The 16,911-nt window shown below is 61.2% G+C and carries 16 protein-coding genes; 9 read left to right on the top strand and 7 right to left on the bottom strand.

Going from position 1 to position 16,911, the window contains the following annotated elements:
* The first annotated feature begins 133 nt into the window (after window positions 1-133).
* The 5 genes from J4E53_RS10490 (at window position 134) to J4E53_RS10470 (ending at window position 6,328) form a co-directional block, all read left to right on the top strand.
* Window positions 134-2,572: a TonB-dependent siderophore receptor gene (locus J4E53_RS10490; RefSeq protein WP_103310878.1), complete on the top strand. Its 2,439-nt coding sequence runs from the start codon at window positions 134-136 to the stop codon at window positions 2,570-2,572.
* Between the two features lie 213 nt (window positions 2,573-2,785).
* Complete coding sequence (locus J4E53_RS10485) at window positions 2,786-3,916, top strand: PepSY domain-containing protein (RefSeq protein ID WP_103310879.1); 1,131 nt, start codon at window positions 2,786-2,788, stop codon at window positions 3,914-3,916.
* A complete protein-coding gene (locus tag J4E53_RS10480; protein ID WP_060740312.1) occupies window positions 3,913-4,092 on the top strand; it encodes a hypothetical protein in 180 nt (59 codons plus the stop codon). The genes J4E53_RS10485 and J4E53_RS10480 overlap by 4 nt, the downstream gene beginning before the upstream one ends.
* 206 nt (window positions 4,093-4,298) lie before the next feature.
* Entirely contained in the window at window positions 4,299-5,597 is a 1,299-nt protein-coding gene (locus tag J4E53_RS10475) for an MFS transporter (RefSeq protein WP_060740311.1), read from the top strand.
* Window positions 5,598-5,698: 101 nt separating this feature from the next.
* Window positions 5,699-6,328, top strand: a complete 630-nt coding sequence (locus J4E53_RS10470) for a glutathione S-transferase (protein ID WP_103310880.1) — start codon at window positions 5,699-5,701, stop codon at window positions 6,326-6,328.
* A 197-nt stretch (window positions 6,329-6,525) separates the two neighbouring features.
* Here J4E53_RS10470 and creD read toward each other — a convergent pair whose 3' ends face one another.
* The 4 genes from creD to J4E53_RS10450 all read right to left on the bottom strand — a co-directional run bounded on the left by creD (window position 6,526) and on the right by J4E53_RS10450 (window position 10,795).
* A complete protein-coding gene (creD, locus tag J4E53_RS10465) occupies window positions 6,526-7,899 on the bottom strand; it encodes a cell envelope integrity protein CreD (protein ID WP_103310881.1) in 1,374 nt (457 codons plus the stop codon).
* 220 nt (window positions 7,900-8,119) lie between these two features.
* On the bottom strand, window positions 8,120-9,538 hold the full coding sequence (gene creC / locus J4E53_RS10460; RefSeq protein WP_103310883.1) for a two-component system sensor histidine kinase CreC: 1,419 nt from the start codon (window positions 9,536-9,538) through the stop codon (window positions 8,120-8,122).
* Window positions 9,538-10,218, bottom strand: coding sequence for a two-component system response regulator CreB (gene creB, locus J4E53_RS10455; RefSeq protein WP_060740307.1), 681 nt, complete (start codon window positions 10,216-10,218; stop codon window positions 9,538-9,540). The genes creC and creB overlap by 1 nt, the downstream gene beginning before the upstream one ends.
* Before the next feature lie 70 nt (window positions 10,219-10,288).
* Window positions 10,289-10,795 (bottom strand): ATP-dependent zinc protease, encoded by a 507-nt coding sequence (locus tag J4E53_RS10450; protein WP_053188779.1) that lies wholly within the window; start codon window positions 10,793-10,795, stop codon window positions 10,289-10,291.
* Between the two features lie 328 nt (window positions 10,796-11,123).
* Here J4E53_RS10450 and J4E53_RS10445 point away from each other — a divergent pair, with 328 nt between their 5' ends.
* Window positions 11,124-12,011 (top strand): acyltransferase, encoded by an 888-nt coding sequence (locus J4E53_RS10445; protein ID WP_103310884.1) that lies wholly within the window; start codon window positions 11,124-11,126, stop codon window positions 12,009-12,011.
* Here J4E53_RS10445 and J4E53_RS10440 read toward each other — a convergent pair whose 3' ends face one another.
* Window positions 12,012-12,581, bottom strand: a complete 570-nt coding sequence (locus J4E53_RS10440) for a DUF2780 domain-containing protein (protein WP_103310886.1) — start codon at window positions 12,579-12,581, stop codon at window positions 12,012-12,014. It lies immediately after the preceding gene.
* Window positions 12,582-12,884: 303 nt separating this feature from the next.
* Here J4E53_RS10440 and J4E53_RS10435 point away from each other — a divergent pair, with 303 nt between their 5' ends.
* The 3 genes from J4E53_RS10435 (at window position 12,885) to J4E53_RS10425 (ending at window position 14,513) form a co-directional block, all read left to right on the top strand.
* Window positions 12,885-13,307: a hypothetical protein gene (locus tag J4E53_RS10435; protein WP_060740304.1), complete on the top strand. Its 423-nt coding sequence runs from the start codon at window positions 12,885-12,887 to the stop codon at window positions 13,305-13,307.
* 106 nt (window positions 13,308-13,413) lie between these two features.
* Window positions 13,414-13,989, top strand: a complete 576-nt coding sequence (locus J4E53_RS10430; RefSeq protein ID WP_103309278.1) for a hypothetical protein — start codon at window positions 13,414-13,416, stop codon at window positions 13,987-13,989.
* Window positions 13,990-14,300: 311 nt separating this feature from the next.
* Window positions 14,301-14,513, top strand: a complete 213-nt coding sequence (locus tag J4E53_RS10425; RefSeq protein ID WP_060743119.1) for a cold-shock protein — start codon at window positions 14,301-14,303, stop codon at window positions 14,511-14,513.
* Between the two features lie 68 nt (window positions 14,514-14,581).
* Here J4E53_RS10425 and fdhA read toward each other — a convergent pair whose 3' ends face one another.
* Together fdhA and purU are read right to left on the bottom strand one after the other, a co-directional pair.
* Entirely contained in the window at window positions 14,582-15,781 is a 1,200-nt protein-coding gene (gene fdhA, locus J4E53_RS10420) for a formaldehyde dehydrogenase, glutathione-independent (protein WP_060740302.1), read from the bottom strand.
* Between the two features lie 167 nt (window positions 15,782-15,948).
* Complete coding sequence (gene purU / locus J4E53_RS10415) at window positions 15,949-16,806, bottom strand: formyltetrahydrofolate deformylase (protein WP_060740301.1); 858 nt, start codon at window positions 16,804-16,806, stop codon at window positions 15,949-15,951.
* Window positions 16,807-16,911 lie beyond the last annotated feature (105 nt).

Genomic DNA, 16,911 nt, shown 5'->3' with positions numbered 1-16,911 from the left:
TGAGGCCATTCGCTTCACCACAAAGCCACCAGCTGCAAAACGAATCTAAATTATTTTCATCCAGCCCTATCACTTTTCGACTTTCATCCGGCACCCAGGCAATTGAGAAATATTTCCATTCAGGAGCCGCCGTATGTCCCGCCCGCTAGACACCCTGTTGCGCCCCAGCCTGTTGGCCGTTGCCATTGCCTTCGCCGTCCCGTTGACCAGCGCCCCGCTGCTGGCCGCCGAACAAGCCACAAGCGTGCGCACCTACAACCTGCCCGCCGCGCCCCTGGCCAGCACCCTGAACCAGATCGCCAGCCAGGCCGGCCTCGCACTGAGCCTGAATCCGTCCCTGGCCTCGGGCAAGACCTCGGCCCCGGTCCAGGGCCAGTTCGACGCCACCGGCGCATTGCGCGAGGCCTTGCGCGGCACCGGCCTGCAACTGGAACAAAGCAGCGCTGGCACCTACAGCCTGGTGGCCTTACCTGAAGGCGTCATGGCCTTGCCGGAAACCAGCGTGATCGGCGCCGGTCTCAGCGAAACCGCGTGGGGCCCGACCGAGAGCTACGTCGCCACCCGCACCGCCGCTGGCACCAAGACCGACACGCCGATCGTCGAACTGCCGCGCTCCGTCTCCGTGGTCACCCGCCAACAGATGGAGGACCGTTCTGTCCTCAACCTCAATGACGCGCTGCGCTACACCGCCGGCGTGCAAAGCAGCGGCTACGGCTCGGATTCGCGCAACGACTGGCTGCTGGTGCGCGGCTTCGTACCGACCCAATTCCTCGATGGCCTGCCGCTGCCCAAGGGCAACTACATCACGCCGAAAATCGAGCCCTGGAACCTTGAGCGCATCGCCGTGCTGCGTGGCCCGGCCTCCTCGGTCTACGGCCAGACGCCACCTGGCGGCATGCTGGACATGGTCAGCCGTCGCCCACAGGCCGAAAGCAGCCATGAGGTCGAGCTGCAGGCCGGCAGCTACGAACATAAGCAGATCAACTTCGACAGCACCGGCAAAGTCGATGACGAAGGCCAGTTCCTCTATCGGGTCAGCGGCACCGTGCGCGACAGCAACTCCCAGGTCGACCATATCCCGGACAAGCGCTACAACCTCGCGCCGAGCCTGACCTGGAACATCAACGACGACACGCGCCTGACCTTCCTGTCCCAGTACACCCGCGACGACACCGGCATCACCGGGCAATTCCTGCCGCTGCAAGGCACCAAGCTGTCCTCGCCAGCAGGCAAGATTTCCCACCACAAGAACCTCGGCGATCCGGATTGGGAATTCTACGACCGTACCTACTACGCCCTCGGCTATGCGTTCGAACACCGTCTGAACGACACCTGGCAGTTCCGTCAGAACCTGCGCTACACCAAGAGCGACCTGGAAACCCAGGGCATCTCCGCTGGCGGGCAGTTCTGGCCGGCGGGGCCTGAGGAAGCAGTCAGCGCCGATGGCACCATCAAGCGCAGCGCCAGTGTCGTTGACGAAGACATCAGCCAGTTCGCCGTGGACAACAATTTCCAGGCCGATTTCCAGACCGGTGCCCTCAGCCACACCCTGCTGCTGGGCCTGGATCACCAGCGCTCCAACAGCAATTCGCGTTGGTTGTGGGGCTCGACCGGCGTGCCGACCAGCAACATCCACAACCCGACTTACGGACAGGATTTCTCCAACGTCCAGTATTTCACCATGTATGACTACAACCAGAAGACCAACCAGACCGGCCTGTATGTCCAGGACCAAATCGCCCTGGACAACTGGCGCCTGACCCTCGGCGGCCGCGAAGACTGGATTCACACCGGCACCGAATTCCACAACCAGAACAACGTCACCAACACCCAGCGCGACAAGAAATTCAGCGGCAACGCGGCGTTGAGCTACGTCTTCGATAACGGTGTGACGCCCTACATTTCCTTCGCCCAGTCGTTCCAGGCGGCGGCCGGTTCAACCGTCAACAGCACCGAAGCGTTCAAGCCAACAGAAGGCGAGCAGTACGAAGCCGGCATCAAGTATCAACCGCCGGGCACCAAGACCTTGCTGACCGCCGCAGTGTTCGACCTGACCCAGAAAAACAACTCCGTGACCGAAAACAACGTCACCCGCCAAGTGGGTGAAGTCCAGGTGCGCGGCCTGGAACTGGAAGCCTCGGGCGATGTGACCGACAACCTGAAGCTCATCGGCTCCTACACCTACAACGACAGTGAAATCACCAAGGGCACCGCAGCGGAAAAAGGCAAGCGCATGGCCCAGGTACCGCGCAACCAGGCCACCGCCTGGGCGGACTACACCTGGCACAACGGCCCGCTGGATGGCTTCGGTGTCGGTGCCGGTGTGCGCTATGTCGGCGACACCTACGGCAACACCACCAACACCGATTGGGGCCATGTCGGCTCCTATACCGTGTACGACGCCTCGGCCCACTACGATCTCGGGCGTTTGAACAAGACCCTCAAAGGCGTCACGGTGGCGGTGGACGCGAAGAACATTTTCAACAAGGACTACCTGTCCACTTGCGATGGCTTCTACTGCTACTACGGCGACCAACGCAACGTCGTCGCCAGCGTGAATTACAAATGGTAAACGGTTAGCATTTGCAAAACCTTTTGAGGGCACCTGTACCCGAGACCTGCCAGTCAAATGAAATCCCTGTGGGAGCTTGCTCGCGAAGACGGCGTAACAGTCAACATTGATGTTGTCTGGCACCCCGCTTTCGCGAGCAAGCTCGCTTCCACAGGTTTCACGACTGGACTGAAGGGGCTCAGGCATCGAGGCCCTCTTGCATTCGGATCGCTCATGAAAAGCAAAACCATCCGCCGCTGGTCCTTCGTCCACACCTGGACCAGCCTGATCTGCACGGTGTTCCTGCTGATGCTGGCGATCACCGGGCTGCCGTTGATCTTCCACCATGAAATCGAACACCTGCTGGGCGACGCTCCCGAGTTCCGGGAGATGCCTGCCGACACGCCACACCTGGACCTCCAGCAGTTAGTGGAGAAGGCCAAGGCCCATCGTCCGGGTGAAGTGGTCCAGTATTTTGGCTGGGACGAAGACGAGCCCAACGGCATCTTCACCATCATGGCGCCGACACCGGACACCGAGCCCAATTCCTCCCATACCTTCATGCTCGATGCGCGCACTGGCGAGGCCCTGGAAATGCCCTCGGCCAACGGCGGTTTCATGATGGTCATGCTGCGCCTGCACGTGGATATGTTCGCGGGTTTGCCGGGCAAGTTGCTGCTGGCGTTCATGGGGCTGTTGTTCGTGATCGCCATCGTTTCCGGCGTGGTCCTGTACCTGCCGTTCATGCGCCGGTTGAAATTCGCCACGGTGCGCCAGGACAAATCCACGCGCCTGCGCTGGCTCGACCTGCATAACCTGATCGGTGTGGTGACGCTGGTCTGGGCGCTCACCGTGGGCGTCACCGGCGTGATTGCCGCGTGCGCCGACCTGATCATCGCCGCCTGGCGCAACGACAGCCTCAGCGCCATGGTCGAACCCTATCGCAACGCCCCGCCGCTGACGCAATTGGCCCCGGCCACCCGCTTGCTCGACATCGCCACGGAGGTCGCGCCGGGCATGGAGCCTAGCTTCATCGCCTTCCCCGGCACGTTGTTTTCCAGCCAACACCACTACGGCGTGTTCATGAAAGGCAGCACCCACCTGACCTCGCACTTGCTGACGCCGGTATTGATCGATGCCAGCACCCTGGCGGTCACCGCGGTGGCCGAGCGGCCGTGGTACATGGACGTCATGAGCCTGTCTCTACCGTTGCACTTCGGCGACTACGGTGGCCGGCCGATGCAGATCTTCTGGGCCACTCTCGACGTGCTCACCATCATCGTCCTCGGCAGCGGCGTCTACCTGTGGCTGGTGCGGCGCAAAGCGGCCAAGCGTGCAACGGTCGGTACGGAGGTCGCCTCGTGAGGCCACGGCAGTCGAGTTTCTGGAAAGTGTTCGGCATGCCCGTGCTGATCGCCATTCTCTGCGCCGCCGGGCTGTTCAGTGCCTTGCTGGGTGACGGCCTGTGGGACGCCGTCAGTTGGCTGGGGTTGGGCATACCCTCCGTGTTGGCGGTGTGGGGACTGATCCCCCGCCGCTGAGTCATCCGGGCGTGCGCTTGCCAGAGTGGGCGCCCCTTCTCTCTTCGTCATACGACAACCGCGAGCGCGCCGGCTGTTTCAGACCGCCCAGCCATTGACATATTTGTTGACAAATTAATTCTTGACCCTCTATAAGTGCGCACGTTGTACGACAACTTACAACAAACCACGCCACGCCAAATCCAAAAATAATCGATGGTGAAGTGATGAAAATCAAAGGCATCCGCTGGTGGATGGTCGGCCTGGTCACGGCCGGCCTGATGGTCAACTACCTGGCTCGCAATACCCTCTCGGTGGCCGCTCCCACCCTGATGAGCGAAATGAATATCTCCACCGAGCAGTATTCCCACATCGTCGTGGCCTGGCAGGTCTGCTACGCGTTGATGCAACCGGTGGCCGGCTACATCATCGATGCCATCGGCACCAAGATGGGCTTCGCCATTTTCGCCTTCGCCTGGTCCATCGCCTGTGCCGCGGCGGCCATGGCGTCGGGCTGGCAGGGCCTGGCGTTTTTCCGCGGTTTGCTTGGCCTGACGGAAGCCGCCGGGCTGCCGGCTGCGGTAAAGACCTCTACCGAATGGTTCCCAGCCAAGGAACGCTCGGTGGCCATCGGCTGGTTCAACATCGGCTCCTCGATCGGCGCCGTGCTGGCTCCGCCGCTAGTGGTCTGGGCGATCCTGAACAGTGGTTGGGAGCTGGCGTTCCTGATCGTTGGCGGCCTGGGCGTGGCCTGGACGTTCCTCTGGCTGATCTTTTACAAACATCCACGCGACCAGAAGCTCCTGGGCGACACCGAGCGCGATTACATCCTCAGCGGCCAGGAAGCTCACTTTCAAGACCCGACGCCGAAGAAAGGCAGCTGGAAACGCATCATCGCCAGCCGCAACTTCTACGCCATTGCCAGTGCCCGGATCCTCTCAGAGCCGGCCTGGCAGACGTTCAACGCCTGGATCCCGCTGTACCTGATGACCGAGCGGCACATGAACATCAAGGAGATCGCGATGTTCGCCTGGCTGCCGTTCCTGGCCGCCGACCTCGGTTGCGTGCTGGGCGGCTACCTGAGCCCGTTCTTCCATAAATACTGCAAGGTGTCGTTGTTCACTTCGCGCAAGATGGTCCTGCTGTTCGGCGCCTCCTGCATGATCGGCCCAGCCTGCATCGGCCTGGTCGCCAGCCCGTACACAGCGATCGCCCTGCTGTGCATCGGCGGCTTTGCCCACCAGACTCTGTCCGGCGCGCTGTACGCCATCACGTCCGATTCGTTCGGCAAGAATGAAGTCGCCACCGCCACCGGCATGGGCGGGATGTTCGGTTACCTGGGCGCCGCCGCCTTCACGCTGCTGTTCGGCGTCATGGTGACCCAGATCGGCTACAGCCCACTGTTTGTGCTGCTGGCCATTTTCGATGTCATCGCCGCGTTCATCGTCTGGACTGTCGCCCGGGAACTCAAGCAGCAACCGACGACGTCGACGCCAGAACCGCAGGCCCTTCAACCGGCCACCTGATGCATGGCGCGACCGCCCTTCTTCGCCTCGGTCGCGCCTGCCTTGAACACGGATGAACGCGCTATGCTGCGCAACAAGTCCCATTGAATCGAGACGTTGCCATGTCCACCCCCAGCATGACGCTGTTCCACAACCCCGCTTCGCCCTTCGTTCGCAAGGTCCTGGTGCTGCTGCACGAAACCGGTCAGCAGGACCGCGTGGCGTTGCAGCTCAGCCAGCTCACGCCGGTCAAGCCGGATCGGGCGCTGATCGAGGACAACCCGTTGAGCAAGATCCCGGCCCTGCGCCTGGCCAACGGGAGCGTGATTCATGACAGCCGGATCATTCTCGACTACCTCGATCACCAGCATGTCGGCAACCCGCTGATCCCCCGGGACGGCGCGGCTCGCTGGCGGCGTTTGACCCTGGCCTCCCTGGCCGATGGAGTCATGGATGCGGCGGTGATGATCCGCTACGAAACCGCGCTACGTCCTGTGGAAAAACACTGGGACGAATGGCTCGAGGCGCAGCGGGGCAAGATTCGCCGCGCCCTGGGCCTGCTGGAAGCCGAGGCGATCGCCGAACTGGCCAGCCATTTCGACGTGGCCTCCATCAGCGTGGCCTGCGCCCTGGGCTACCTGGACCTGCGCCATCCCGACCTGGAATGGCGCAAGGCCAACCCGCAATTGGCGGCGTGGTTTGCCGAGGTGAGCTTGCGGCCTTCAATGCTTGAGACAGTGCCAAAAATCTAGCTCTGCACTGGCTGCACCGGCCCCATCGCGAGCAAGCTCGCTCTCACATTTGATTCGGTTGCCTGGGTAAACGAGGTCTCCTGTGGGAGCGAGCTTGCTCGCGATAGGGCCAACGCGGTCCAGCGGAAACAACCCGGCAATCAGCGCCACCAACATCGCCCCCTCCCGCTGATCCTCACGCAACCCCAACGACCGGCTCATTTCACCTCTCCCAGCTCAAAACTCATCGCCGCGGCCGGTTTCGCCCCGACCCCGTACCAATCCAGCTTGCGGGTCAGCACCATGAACACGCCCAGCAGGCCGAACAGCAACAGCGACCCCATCAGCAACGCATAGTCCTCCGCGCTCAACAGGCCGTAGAGCAAACCGTACAAACCCGCCAGCCCTGCCGAAAACCCCAGGCCGTGGCTCACGCTGCGCAACACGTGGCAGACATAAAACCCGATCAACACGACACAGGCACTGGCCGACACCAGGTACGCCAGGGTGAAGCCGATGTGCTCCGACAGCGACAACAGCAGCAGGTAGAAGAACGCCAGCGCCACGCCCACCAAGGCGTACTGGACCGGGTGGACGGCCAGGCTCTTGAGCACTTCGAAGAGAAAGAAGCCGGCGAACGTCAGGGCAATGAACAGCAACGCATATTTGATCGCCCGGTCGCTCTTGAGGTACTGGTCCACCGGGTCGATGAAGCTCACACCGAAGGCCCGGCTGCGGAACGCTTCACAGCCATCGCTCGGCTCGCAGGCTTGCAATGTTTCCAGCAGGTTGGTGGAGAAAAACGACGTCTGCCAGTCGGCACTGAAACCCTGCTCATTGATCTCGCGATTGCTGGGCAGATAGTTGCCAATGAAGCTCGGGTGCGGCCAGTCCGCCGACAAGTGCACTTTGGTGGATTTGCCCACCGGCAGAATCTGGAACTCGCCAGTGCCTTGCAGGCGCAGGTCAAAACCGAAGGTCAGCTCGGGGCCGCCCTGGGCGGTGATCATCGGCAGCGGCACATGCACACCCTGCCCCAGCCAGCCAAGCCGCGAACCGGGCAGGAAGTCGACGGTCTGCTGGTTCAGCGTCAGGGTCAGCGCGTTCTCGATGCCACGAATATCGCTGATGCCAACGCTCAAATACGGTTCGTCGAAGCGGTAGTCGGCAAAGTCCTTGGCGGCGACACCGTAGCGCTCTGGCACCTTGAAGCGGCCATCGATCCGGTTATCGGCGTGGAACATCCGCGCTTCGTAGATGCCCCGGGCACGGGTCTCGGTGCGGACCTGGCCGTCGAGCTCGAATTGCTCCGGCAAGAAATACAACTCGCCCGTGCGCTCGACGGTTTCCAGGAAACGCACGCCGGTCTTCTCATTGGTGTTCCAGACCTTCACGCTCTTGCGAAACGGCACCACGATCATCGGCCCGATCAATTGCTGGCTGTAGCTGGAGCTGCGGGCGATATCCTGCAGCACACCGTCGCGCAACTCCTGGCGCTCATCGATGAGGCCGTTGATCATCAACAGCGGAATCATCAGCAAGAGAATCAAGAGGGCAATCATGCCCAGTTTTATGGCGAGGCTGCGGTTCATGTGGGGCTCTCCCTGTTCGAATGAGGGAGAGTCTGGGGTGGCTGTGTGAGGGGTTTATGGGCGCAATGTGGAGATTGTGTGGAGAACCAGGAACCTCTGTGGGAGCGAGCTTGCTCGCGATGGCGGCGGGTCAGCGCCAGTTATGCCGGCTGGTACCCCGCTATCGCGAGCAAGCCCGCTCCCACAAGGATGAGTGTTCCGTCAGATAGCGGATGCGGTTTCAGGGCAGCCGCAAAACCACCTCCACCCCGCCCTCGACATTGCCAATACTGAACTGCCCCCCATGCAACTGCACCACCTCCTCCACGAAGTTGAGCCCCAGGCCGGTGCTCTTGCGGCCACTGTCCGGGCGCGGCAGGGAGTAGAAGCGTTCGCTCAGGCGAGGCAGCGCGTAGTAGGGGATCGGCGCGGCCTGGTTGAACAGGCGGATCTCGACGCGGTTTCCACGGCGCTCGGCGCTGACTCGTAGCAGGCCGTTGACGGGGGTGAAGTCCAGGGCGTTTTCCAGCAAATTGCCCAAGGCCTGGCGCAACAGAAACGGCTCTCCCGTCAATGTCAGGTCGGCAGCGATGTGCTGTTCAACCGTCAACTGGCGACTTTCGAGCCAGCCGCCGCGCGCTTCCAGCAACTCGTCCATCAACGCCGCCAGCGGCACCGAGACCTCTTCCTCCAGCCCCTGGCGCTGCTCGATCTGGGCCAGGTTGAGCAAGCGTTCGATCAACTGCTGCATGCGCGCACTTTCGTTGTCGATGTTACTGACGAAGCGCTGGTGCTGGGCGGCGGGCATGTCGCTTTGCAGCAGCTCGGCGGCGCCGCGAATCGCCGCCAGCGGGCTCTTGAGTTCGTGGGTGAGTGTGTGCACGTAACGCTCGACGTACGCCTTGCCTTCGAGTTGGGTGCGCATGTGTTCCACGGCACCCGCCAATTGCTCGAACTCGCCGCCACGATAATGCGGCACTTCCACCCGACGCCCCTCGCTGACCGCCTGGGCGTAGATCGTCAAACGCCGCAGTGCCGCGCTGAGCCACCACGACAGCAAGCCGCCCAGCAACAAGCCCAGGGCGACCAAGCCGGCGCCGTAGGCCAACAGGCGCCGCTCCGTGCGGTCGACATAAGGCTGCAAGGAACTGTTGGGCTTGGCGACGGTGACAACGCCGATGATCCGGCCGTTGTCGCGGATCGCCGCGCCGACGTGCATCACCGAAGACGCCGGATCGTCCGGATCGCTGCGGCTCGAGCGGGCGCCGTAGTGGCCGCGCAGGGTCAGGTAAACGTCGTTCCAGCGCGAGTAATCCTGCCCTACCGCCACGCCACTGGAGTCGAGCACCACGATGCCGTTGGCATCCGTGACGTAGATGCGATGGCTGACCTGATTCTTCGGCAAGCCCCAGATCGTCGCCGCCGGCTGGCGCTCGCCGTAGGCCTTGAGCAACTGCGGCCAGCGATTCTGGTTGAGGGTGCCGGCCTTGAAGTCGTCCCGCAGGATCTCGGCCATCAGGTTGGCGGTGTCCACCAGGGTTTCTTCGGTGGACTGGCGCACGCCGGGGCGGATTTCCTCCATGACCGTGTTGAGCACGAAATAGCCGGTCAGGGCGATAAACAGCACATACACCAGGAAAATCCGGATCCCCAGCGACATCAGCTGTGCCCTGGGCTGTAGCTGTAGCCCAGGCCTCGATGTGTCTGGATCGGTTCGGCCTCGGCCCGAACCAGGCGCAACTTGGCGCGCACGCTCTTGATGTGGCTGTCGATGCTGCGCTCGTAGCCGGCATCGCTGGCAACCCCCAAGGCATCGAGCAATTGCTCGCGGCTGAAGACCCGCTCGGGTTGCTCCAGCAGACAATTGAGCAGGCGGAATTCGTGGCGGGTGAGGTTCAGCGGTTTGCCGCGATAGTTGATCTGCACACGGTCGGCATCGACCTGAAACAATCCCATGCCCGGCTCTACCGCTGGCCGCGGCGCCACGCGCTTGAGGATCGCCCGGACCCTGGCCGCCACCTCGCGGGGGCTGAAGGGTTTGACCACGTAATCGTCGGCACCGATTTCCAAGCCTACGATCCGGTCGATCTCCCCATCCCGGGCTGTCAGAAAGATGACCGGAACGTCGCTGAAACGTCTGAGATTTTTACAAGTCTCGAATCCGCTGATATCCGGCAGGCCCACATCGAGAATGATCAGGTCCGCCGGGGTGCTTTTCTGGTACTCGAGGGCGGCGGCGCCAAGGCTCAACCAAGTGGTGTCAAACCCCTCCCCTTGCAGGGCAAACACCAGCGTATCGGCGATGGCGGCTTCGTCTTCGACAATCAGGATATGAGGCATGGCTTGCGAGCCCGGCAGTAAAAGTTGCCGGAACGGTGCCGCAAGGCTTGGGGTGAGTCAATCAGGGAAATCAGCAGTCCGGCTTATCCGCCGTAAACCGCCGCGCCGGGTTCACCGCCGCGCCGAACTCACGCAACGCCTTGGCACCAATCAACAGCGGGTAATTGAAACTGCTGCGGTCGGTCAGGTTGACCTCGACCGTGCGCTTGACGTTACCCAGGCACAACTCCAGATCGACCACCGGGCGCTTGGTGGGGGCGATCTTTTCGTCGTCGTCCTCATCCTCTTCGGAACGGGTCTTGATCTTGCTGATGCGAGCGATCTTGTGTTCGTAGACCTTGTTGCTCGCATCCTTGGTCGCCAGGCGGAACCGCACCCAATCATCGCCGTCACGGGTAAAGGTCTCGATGTCCTTGGCCGACAGCGAGGCGGTCAGGGCGCCGGTGTCCATCTTGGCCTTGAGCACTTCACCGCCGATTTCCGGCAGCGCGATGTATTCGTAGCGCCCGTACAGGGTCGGCTCGGCGGCCAGCACTGGAAGGGCCACCAGGGAAAGCAGGGCGAGGAGGGATTTCATGGGATAGGGCTTCCTGTATGGGTGGGCTTTTAGACAGTGGCAAAGGGATTCGTTCTGCGTACTTCAAGATCGATAGCCGAGAACAACCAGCCCGGCGCAGCCCCTGTGGCGAGGGGATTTATCCCCGTTCGAGTGCGAAGCGCTCGCCATGGTGCTGAATCGCTGTACAGAATCCGGGCCGCCGCGCAGCCCGACGGGGATAAATCCCCTCGCCACAGAAGCAAACCCAGCATACCGATCAAAAGGTGAAACATTCGTCCACACCGATTTGGCCTACCGCCCGAAGCTTGCTTATCATGGCCCGCCCACCCGTTTGCAAGAGTCATCTATGCGCCGCCTGCTCACCGGCTGTTTCGTCACCCTGCTGCTGTTGCTCAACACCCTGGTGCTGTTCGGGCCGCTGATGGTGTTCGCACTGCTCAAACTGGTCCTGCCCGGGCGCTTTCGCGACTACGCCTCGTGGGCGGTGATGTGGATCGCCGAGACCTGGGCCGAGATCGACAAACTGATCTTTGCCCTGTGCATCCCTACCCGCTGGGACATTCGCGGCGGTGCGGACCTGCGCAGCGATACCTCTTACCTGGTGATCAGCAATCACCAGTCCTGGGTAGACATCCCCGCCCTCGTCCAGACCCTCAACCGGCGCACGCCGTTCTTCAAGTTCTTCCTCAAGAAGGAACTGATCTGGGTACCGTTCCTGGGCCTGGCCTGGTGGGCCTTGGACTACCCTTTCATGAAACGCTACACCAAGGCGTTCCTGGCGAAGAACCCGGAGCTGGCCGGCAAGGACCTGGAAATCACCAAGGCCGCCTGCGAGCTGTTCAAGCGGCAACCGGTCACCGTGGTCAACTACCTCGAAGGCACCCGCTTCACCACCACCAAAAGCCAACAACAGCAATCGCCCTTCACCCACCTGCTCAAGCCCAAGGCCGGTGGCGTGGCGTTCGTGCTGGCGGCCATGGGTGAACAACTGGATGCGGTACTGGACGTGACCGTGGTCTATCCGCAAGAGAAGATTCCCGGGTTCTGGGACTTGATCAGCGGCGCGGTGCCCAGGGTCATCATCGACATCCAGACCCGCGAGCTGGACCCGGCATTGTGGCAGGGCGACTACGAAAACGACCCGGTGTTTCGCCAGCATGTGCAGGATTGGGTCAACCAGCTCTGGACTGAAAAGGACCAGCGTATTGCAGCTTTGCGCAACAAGGGTGGCTGATCAGACACCTGTGCCCCAAATACCACCCAGGTTCTGCAGCAGCGAACCGGCCACACCCTGCTGGCCGAGGTACTGCAGAATGATCGGGGCAAACTGGCCGATCATGCCGCTGTCCATGCCCAGCGCACTGAAGGCATTGTTCAGGTCGCCGGTGTCCTTGACGTTACCCAGCAGGCCGTCGAGCAAGGCATTTTTGTCCGACCCGCCACCGAGCAAACCGCCCAAGCCATTGAGCCCCCCAATGGCGCTGTTGCCGGCGATCTGATCCAGGCCCGGCACACTTTTGCTCAACTCGGAGAACTGCGGCTCGCTGAGCCGATTCTTCGCCAGCCCCAGCATCGCACCGGCGCCGCCGATGGCCTGTTCCGGCGTGATCTTGAGTTCCGACCCCAGGGTGTTGAGCAGGCCGGCAGCTTTCGGCGCGGCGGCTACGACGCCCTCTTCCTCACCTGAGTTGCCCTGCATCGCCGACACCACATTGGCCGCATCGCTGAGGCTGAACTGCGCGAAGGCCGGGCTGGCGGCCAGTATCAGCAGCCAAGACAGTGCAAAACCTCGTGAAACCTTCATCCGGTACATCCTCTTGAGCATGAAAAAGCCGCCCATAACGAGCGGCTTAAAACGTGCGTTGGACTGGCACGGACGGAGATTGTTCCTAAACGTATTACGAGAATGGCCGATAGCCATTACAGAAAATTCTTCAGGGACCGTAGGAAGCGTCTGATTTAACGAAAACTGCGCTTTTTTATATAGCAAAAAGTTACCAAACATCCCTATACAGTTCTAAATTGACATAAATAACTGCCAACATTGACAGTAGCCCGCCCCGACCAAAGCCGTGAAATTGTCGAACTGAGCCCTGGAGCCTGGCACATGAAAAAAATACTGGCTGGAGGCGCGGTCTTGCTTTTGCTGATCATCGGCCCCGTCCATGCCAGTGAAATAACGTGCCCCGCCGTCACTGACATTCACCGGAACATTGAATCTCTGGAAGACGTTTACTTCGTCGATATCCGGGAAGACCACGAATGGAAGAGCGAAAGCCTGGTGGACGTGGTCGACCCGACCTCGTTGCAATTCGAAGGCGCCGAGTACGTCATCCATGAGGACGATGGGGACGAGCAGACAGCCCCCCGTGCGACCATCACGTGCAGGTACGGGGCGATCAATCTGAAGTTGGACGATCAACAAATCCTGGAACCGGCCTTTTCAAAGTGGATGAGCAATCGCTGCGAAAGCGCGGAGACCCGAATGTGCAGGTTGATGAACGGCGACTACTTCAACTTGATTTATTGATCGGTCATGGTAACCGCGTCACTGTTCCAGCACCGCCCGCCCAAAGCCCCCTGGCCACCCCTGCACCATTACCGTACAGTGCGGCTTCCTCCTGCAGAGTTTGCCCATGAACGTAAAAATCGGCGGCGCCACCCTCGCGGTCATCCTGACCGGCATGCTCATCGCCCTGGGCGTCAGCGAATGCCAGCGCGGCCCGCTGACCCCGGAACTTGCCGATGGCACCAGCGAAGAACAAAAGACCTGGCTGACCATCGAACACCGCATCAAACGCTCCGACCCGACCCTGACCGAGGTGAGCCGCGACCAACAGGCCCTGACCGTGCTCTACCGTCCAGGCCCTTGCGCGGATGACTGCGAGCCCTGGGTCCCGCACATGCTGCGCGTGGTCGGCCACGGCCTGGCGGCACTCAATGGCGCACCAGGGGGCAAGCAATACACACAGGTGACGGTCAAGGCGCGACTGCTGGCTGATGATGACGTGGAATTGGTCTACGACATGCAGGGTTTCGACGCCATCAAGACGCAACAGGATGGCTACATCACCTTTGCCAGCATGCCTCGCAACCTGAATTTCAGCGGTGCTGCATTGGCCCAGGCGCAAGACTATTGCCAAGGCCCTAGCGCCCGGGGGTTCTACCCTGAATTCTGCGACCGGGTCGGGGCCGCAACTGCACGTCAATAACCCGTGGCGAGGGCGCTTGCTCCCGCTCGAGTGCGACGCGCTCGCCGCTGGTATCTGAAAAGCAAGGGGCTGCTACGCAGCCCAACGGGGATAAATCCCCTCGCCACAATGGAAAGCGCAAGCCATGGCATGACCGCCTCATGACAGGCCTCTGAATATCACCTGCAATCGGTTATTTCCTCTCGGTATTGCCTACTGTCAACTCTGACAGTAGGCAACGATTTGCCCCGTCCCTAAGCTCCCGTTGTGTCAACGGAAACAAGGTCATGGGCAACCACGCCTTTATTCATTCGGCAAGCAGGACAATAAAAATGAACGACCGAATCAAAGGAACCGTTAAATGGTTTAACGATGCAAAAGGCTATGGCTTCATTACCTGCGGCAACGGCGGCGAGGAATTGTTCGTTCATTACTCGGCGATAGCCGGCGAGGGTTACAAAACGTTGAAACAGAAGCAGACCGTTTCATTTGAAATCGAGAAGGGAACTAAAGGCATGCAGGCCACAAGAGTGACGCCGGAATAAGCAATCCGGGACAGGCCGAATAAAAAGGGCGACATCACTGTCGCCCTTTTTCCGTCCTGCCTACTGCTTTACGCCGCACTGAACAACTTGTGCGGATCAATCACAAACTTCTTCGGCACGCCCGCATCGAACTCGCCATAACCCTTCGGCGCATCATCCAGGCTGATGACCTGCACACCGACGATTTCGGCGATGTTGATACGGTCCCACATGATCGCTTGCATCAGCGCGCGGTTGTACTTCATGACCGGGGTCTGGCCGGTGTGGAAGCTGTGGGATTTCGCCCAGCCCAGGCCGAAGCGGATGCTCAGGCTGCCCATTTTTGCCGCCGCATCGACTGCGCCCGGATCTTCGGTGACGTAGAGACCGGGGATACCGATCTTGCCAGCAACGCGGACCACACCCATCAACGAGTTGAGCACGGTGGCCGGGGCTTCGTGCTTGACGCCGTCATGGCCATGGCCGCGGGCTTCGAAGCCTACCGCATCGACAGCACAGTCGACTTCAGGCTCGCCCAGCAGCGCAGCGATCTGTTCGTGCAACGGTGTATCGGTGGACAGATCGGCAATTTCGAAACCCTGGGCCTTGGCGTGAGCCAGGCGGACCGGGTTGACGTCGCCAATGATCACCACCGCCGCGCCCAACAGGCGAGCGGAAGCGGCAGCCGCCAGGCCAACCGGGCCAGCACCCGCGATGTAGACGGTGCTGCCAGGGCCAACACCCGCAGTGACGGCGCCGTGGTAGCCGGTCGGCAGAATGTCGGACAGGCAGGTCAGGTCACGGATCTTCTCCATGGCCTTGTCGCGGTCCGGCAGTTTCAGCAGGTTGAAGTCGGCGTACGGCACCAGCACGTATTCGGCTTGGCCGCCGGTCCAGTCGCCCATGTCCACATAACCGTAGGCACCGCCGGCACGGGCCGGGTTGACGGTCAGGCAGACGCCCGTGTGTTGCTCTTTGCAGGAACGGCAGCGCCCGCAAGCCACGTTGAACGGCACCGACACCAGGTCACCGATTTTCAGGTTCTCGACGTCGCTGCCCTTTTCGATCACTTCACCGGTGATCTCGTGACCCAGGACCAGGCCGGTCTGGGCAGTGGTACGACCGCGGACCATGTGTTGGTCGGAGCCGCAGATGTTGGTGGAGACCACGCGCAGGATGACACCGTGCTCAATCTTCCTGCCGCGCGGGTCCTGCATTTTTGGATAGTCGATTTTCTGTACTTCGACCTTGCCGTTGCCGAGATACACGACACCACGATTACCAGACATGCTTTCACCTCGCTGTTGTTTTTGTGGAACTGCGTTGCCCAGGCAGGCAGCGCGTTGATTGCTCGGGTTAGTGCTTGTGTCTTGTTTCTTTGTTGTCTTAAAGGCCTCATCGCGAGCAAGCTCGCTCCCACAATTTTGACCGCGTACCCCTTGTTCGCGATGTCGGCCTAAAGAACGACAGTACGATTGGCGTTCAAGAACACCCTTCTTTCAATGTGATACCCCACCGCCCGGGCCAAAGTGAGCCCTTCGATGTCCCGGCCCTTGGCGATCAGGTCTTCGGGATAGTGGCTGTGGTCCACCACTTCCACGCCCTGGGCGATGATCGGGCCTTCGTCCAGGTCGTTGTTGATGTAGTGCGCCGTGGCGCCCACCAGCTTCACGCCTTTGTTATAGGCCTGGTGATACGGCTTGGCCCCCTTGAAGCCCGGCAGCAGCGAGTGATGGATGTTGATCGCCTTGCCGTCGAGCTTGCGGCACAACTCCGGCGACAGCACTTGCATGTAACGGGCAAGGATCACCAGTTCGGCACCGGTGTCTTCGATCACCTGCCACACCTGCCGCTCCTGGGCCGGCTTGTCGTTCGGGTCCAAGGGGAAATGGTAGTAGGGAATCTGGTGCCAGTCGGCCAGCGGCTTGAGGTCGGGGTGGTTGGACACCACGGCCACCACGTCCATGGACAACTGGCCGATGCGCTGGCGGTAGAGCAAATCGTTGAGGCAGTGATCGGCCTTGGAGACCATGATCACCACTTTAGGGCGGTAGTTGGGCGGCGTCAGTTCGAAGACCATGCCGAAGGCTTGCGCACGCTCGGCCAGGCCGGCGCGAAAGGCCTGCTCGTCAAAACCGTCGGGCTGGCGAAACTCCACGCGAATGAAGAAACGCGCCGAGAGCCGGTCGTCGAAGGAGTGGTGCTCGGTGACATAGCAGCCCTGCTCGAACAGAAAGCGGGTCACCGCGTCCACGGTGCCGAGCACGCTGGGGCAGTCGGCAGTCAAGATCCATGTATCCGGGGCGCGGCTCATTGCGGTGACTCCTGTTCAAATTAACTGGGCGACAAAGAACCCTGTGGCGAGGGAGCTTGCTCCCGCTCGACTGCGCAGCAGTCGCCTGATACTGGGGGCTGCTTC

The sequence above is a fragment of the Pseudomonas sp. FW305-28 genome (assembly GCF_017351395.1).
Classification (GTDB): Bacteria; Pseudomonadota; Gammaproteobacteria; order Pseudomonadales; family Pseudomonadaceae; genus Aquipseudomonas; species Aquipseudomonas fluorescens_AA.
The sequence above is the reverse complement of the archived record's forward strand: the minus strand, read 5'-3'. Positions and strand labels throughout refer to the sequence as shown.

What these genes read in the sequence shown, in the direction of transcription:
- J4E53_RS10490 (WP_103310878.1), top strand. Translation starts at nt 134, where the DNA reads ATGTCCCGCCCGCTAGACACCCTGTTGCGCCCCAGCCTGTTGGCCGTT.
- J4E53_RS10485 (WP_103310879.1), top strand. Translation starts at nt 2,786, where the DNA reads ATGAAAAGCAAAACCATCCGCCGCTGGTCCTTCGTCCACACCTGGACC.
- J4E53_RS10475 (WP_060740311.1), top strand. Translation starts at nt 4,299, where the DNA reads ATGAAAATCAAAGGCATCCGCTGGTGGATGGTCGGCCTGGTCACGGCC.
- J4E53_RS10470 (WP_103310880.1), top strand. Translation starts at nt 5,699, where the DNA reads ATGTCCACCCCCAGCATGACGCTGTTCCACAACCCCGCTTCGCCCTTC.
- creD (WP_103310881.1), bottom strand. Translation starts at nt 7,899, where the DNA reads ATGAACCGCAGCCTCGCCATAAAACTGGGCATGATTGCCCTCTTGATT.
- creC (WP_103310883.1), bottom strand. Translation starts at nt 9,538, where the DNA reads ATGTCGCTGGGGATCCGGATTTTCCTGGTGTATGTGCTGTTTATCGCC.
- creB (WP_060740307.1), bottom strand. Translation starts at nt 10,218, where the DNA reads ATGCCTCATATCCTGATTGTCGAAGACGAAGCCGCCATCGCCGATACG.
- J4E53_RS10450 (WP_053188779.1), bottom strand. Translation starts at nt 10,795, where the DNA reads ATGAAATCCCTCCTCGCCCTGCTTTCCCTGGTGGCCCTTCCAGTGCTG.
- J4E53_RS10445 (WP_103310884.1), top strand. Translation starts at nt 11,124, where the DNA reads ATGCGCCGCCTGCTCACCGGCTGTTTCGTCACCCTGCTGCTGTTGCTC.
- J4E53_RS10440 (WP_103310886.1), bottom strand. Translation starts at nt 12,581, where the DNA reads ATGAAGGTTTCACGAGGTTTTGCACTGTCTTGGCTGCTGATACTGGCC.
- J4E53_RS10435 (WP_060740304.1), top strand. Translation starts at nt 12,885, where the DNA reads ATGAAAAAAATACTGGCTGGAGGCGCGGTCTTGCTTTTGCTGATCATC.
- J4E53_RS10430 (WP_103309278.1), top strand. Translation starts at nt 13,414, where the DNA reads ATGAACGTAAAAATCGGCGGCGCCACCCTCGCGGTCATCCTGACCGGC.
- J4E53_RS10425 (WP_060743119.1), top strand. Translation starts at nt 14,301, where the DNA reads ATGAACGACCGAATCAAAGGAACCGTTAAATGGTTTAACGATGCAAAA.
- fdhA (WP_060740302.1), bottom strand. Translation starts at nt 15,781, where the DNA reads ATGTCTGGTAATCGTGGTGTCGTGTATCTCGGCAACGGCAAGGTCGAA.
- purU (WP_060740301.1), bottom strand. Translation starts at nt 16,806, where the DNA reads ATGAGCCGCGCCCCGGATACATGGATCTTGACTGCCGACTGCCCCAGC.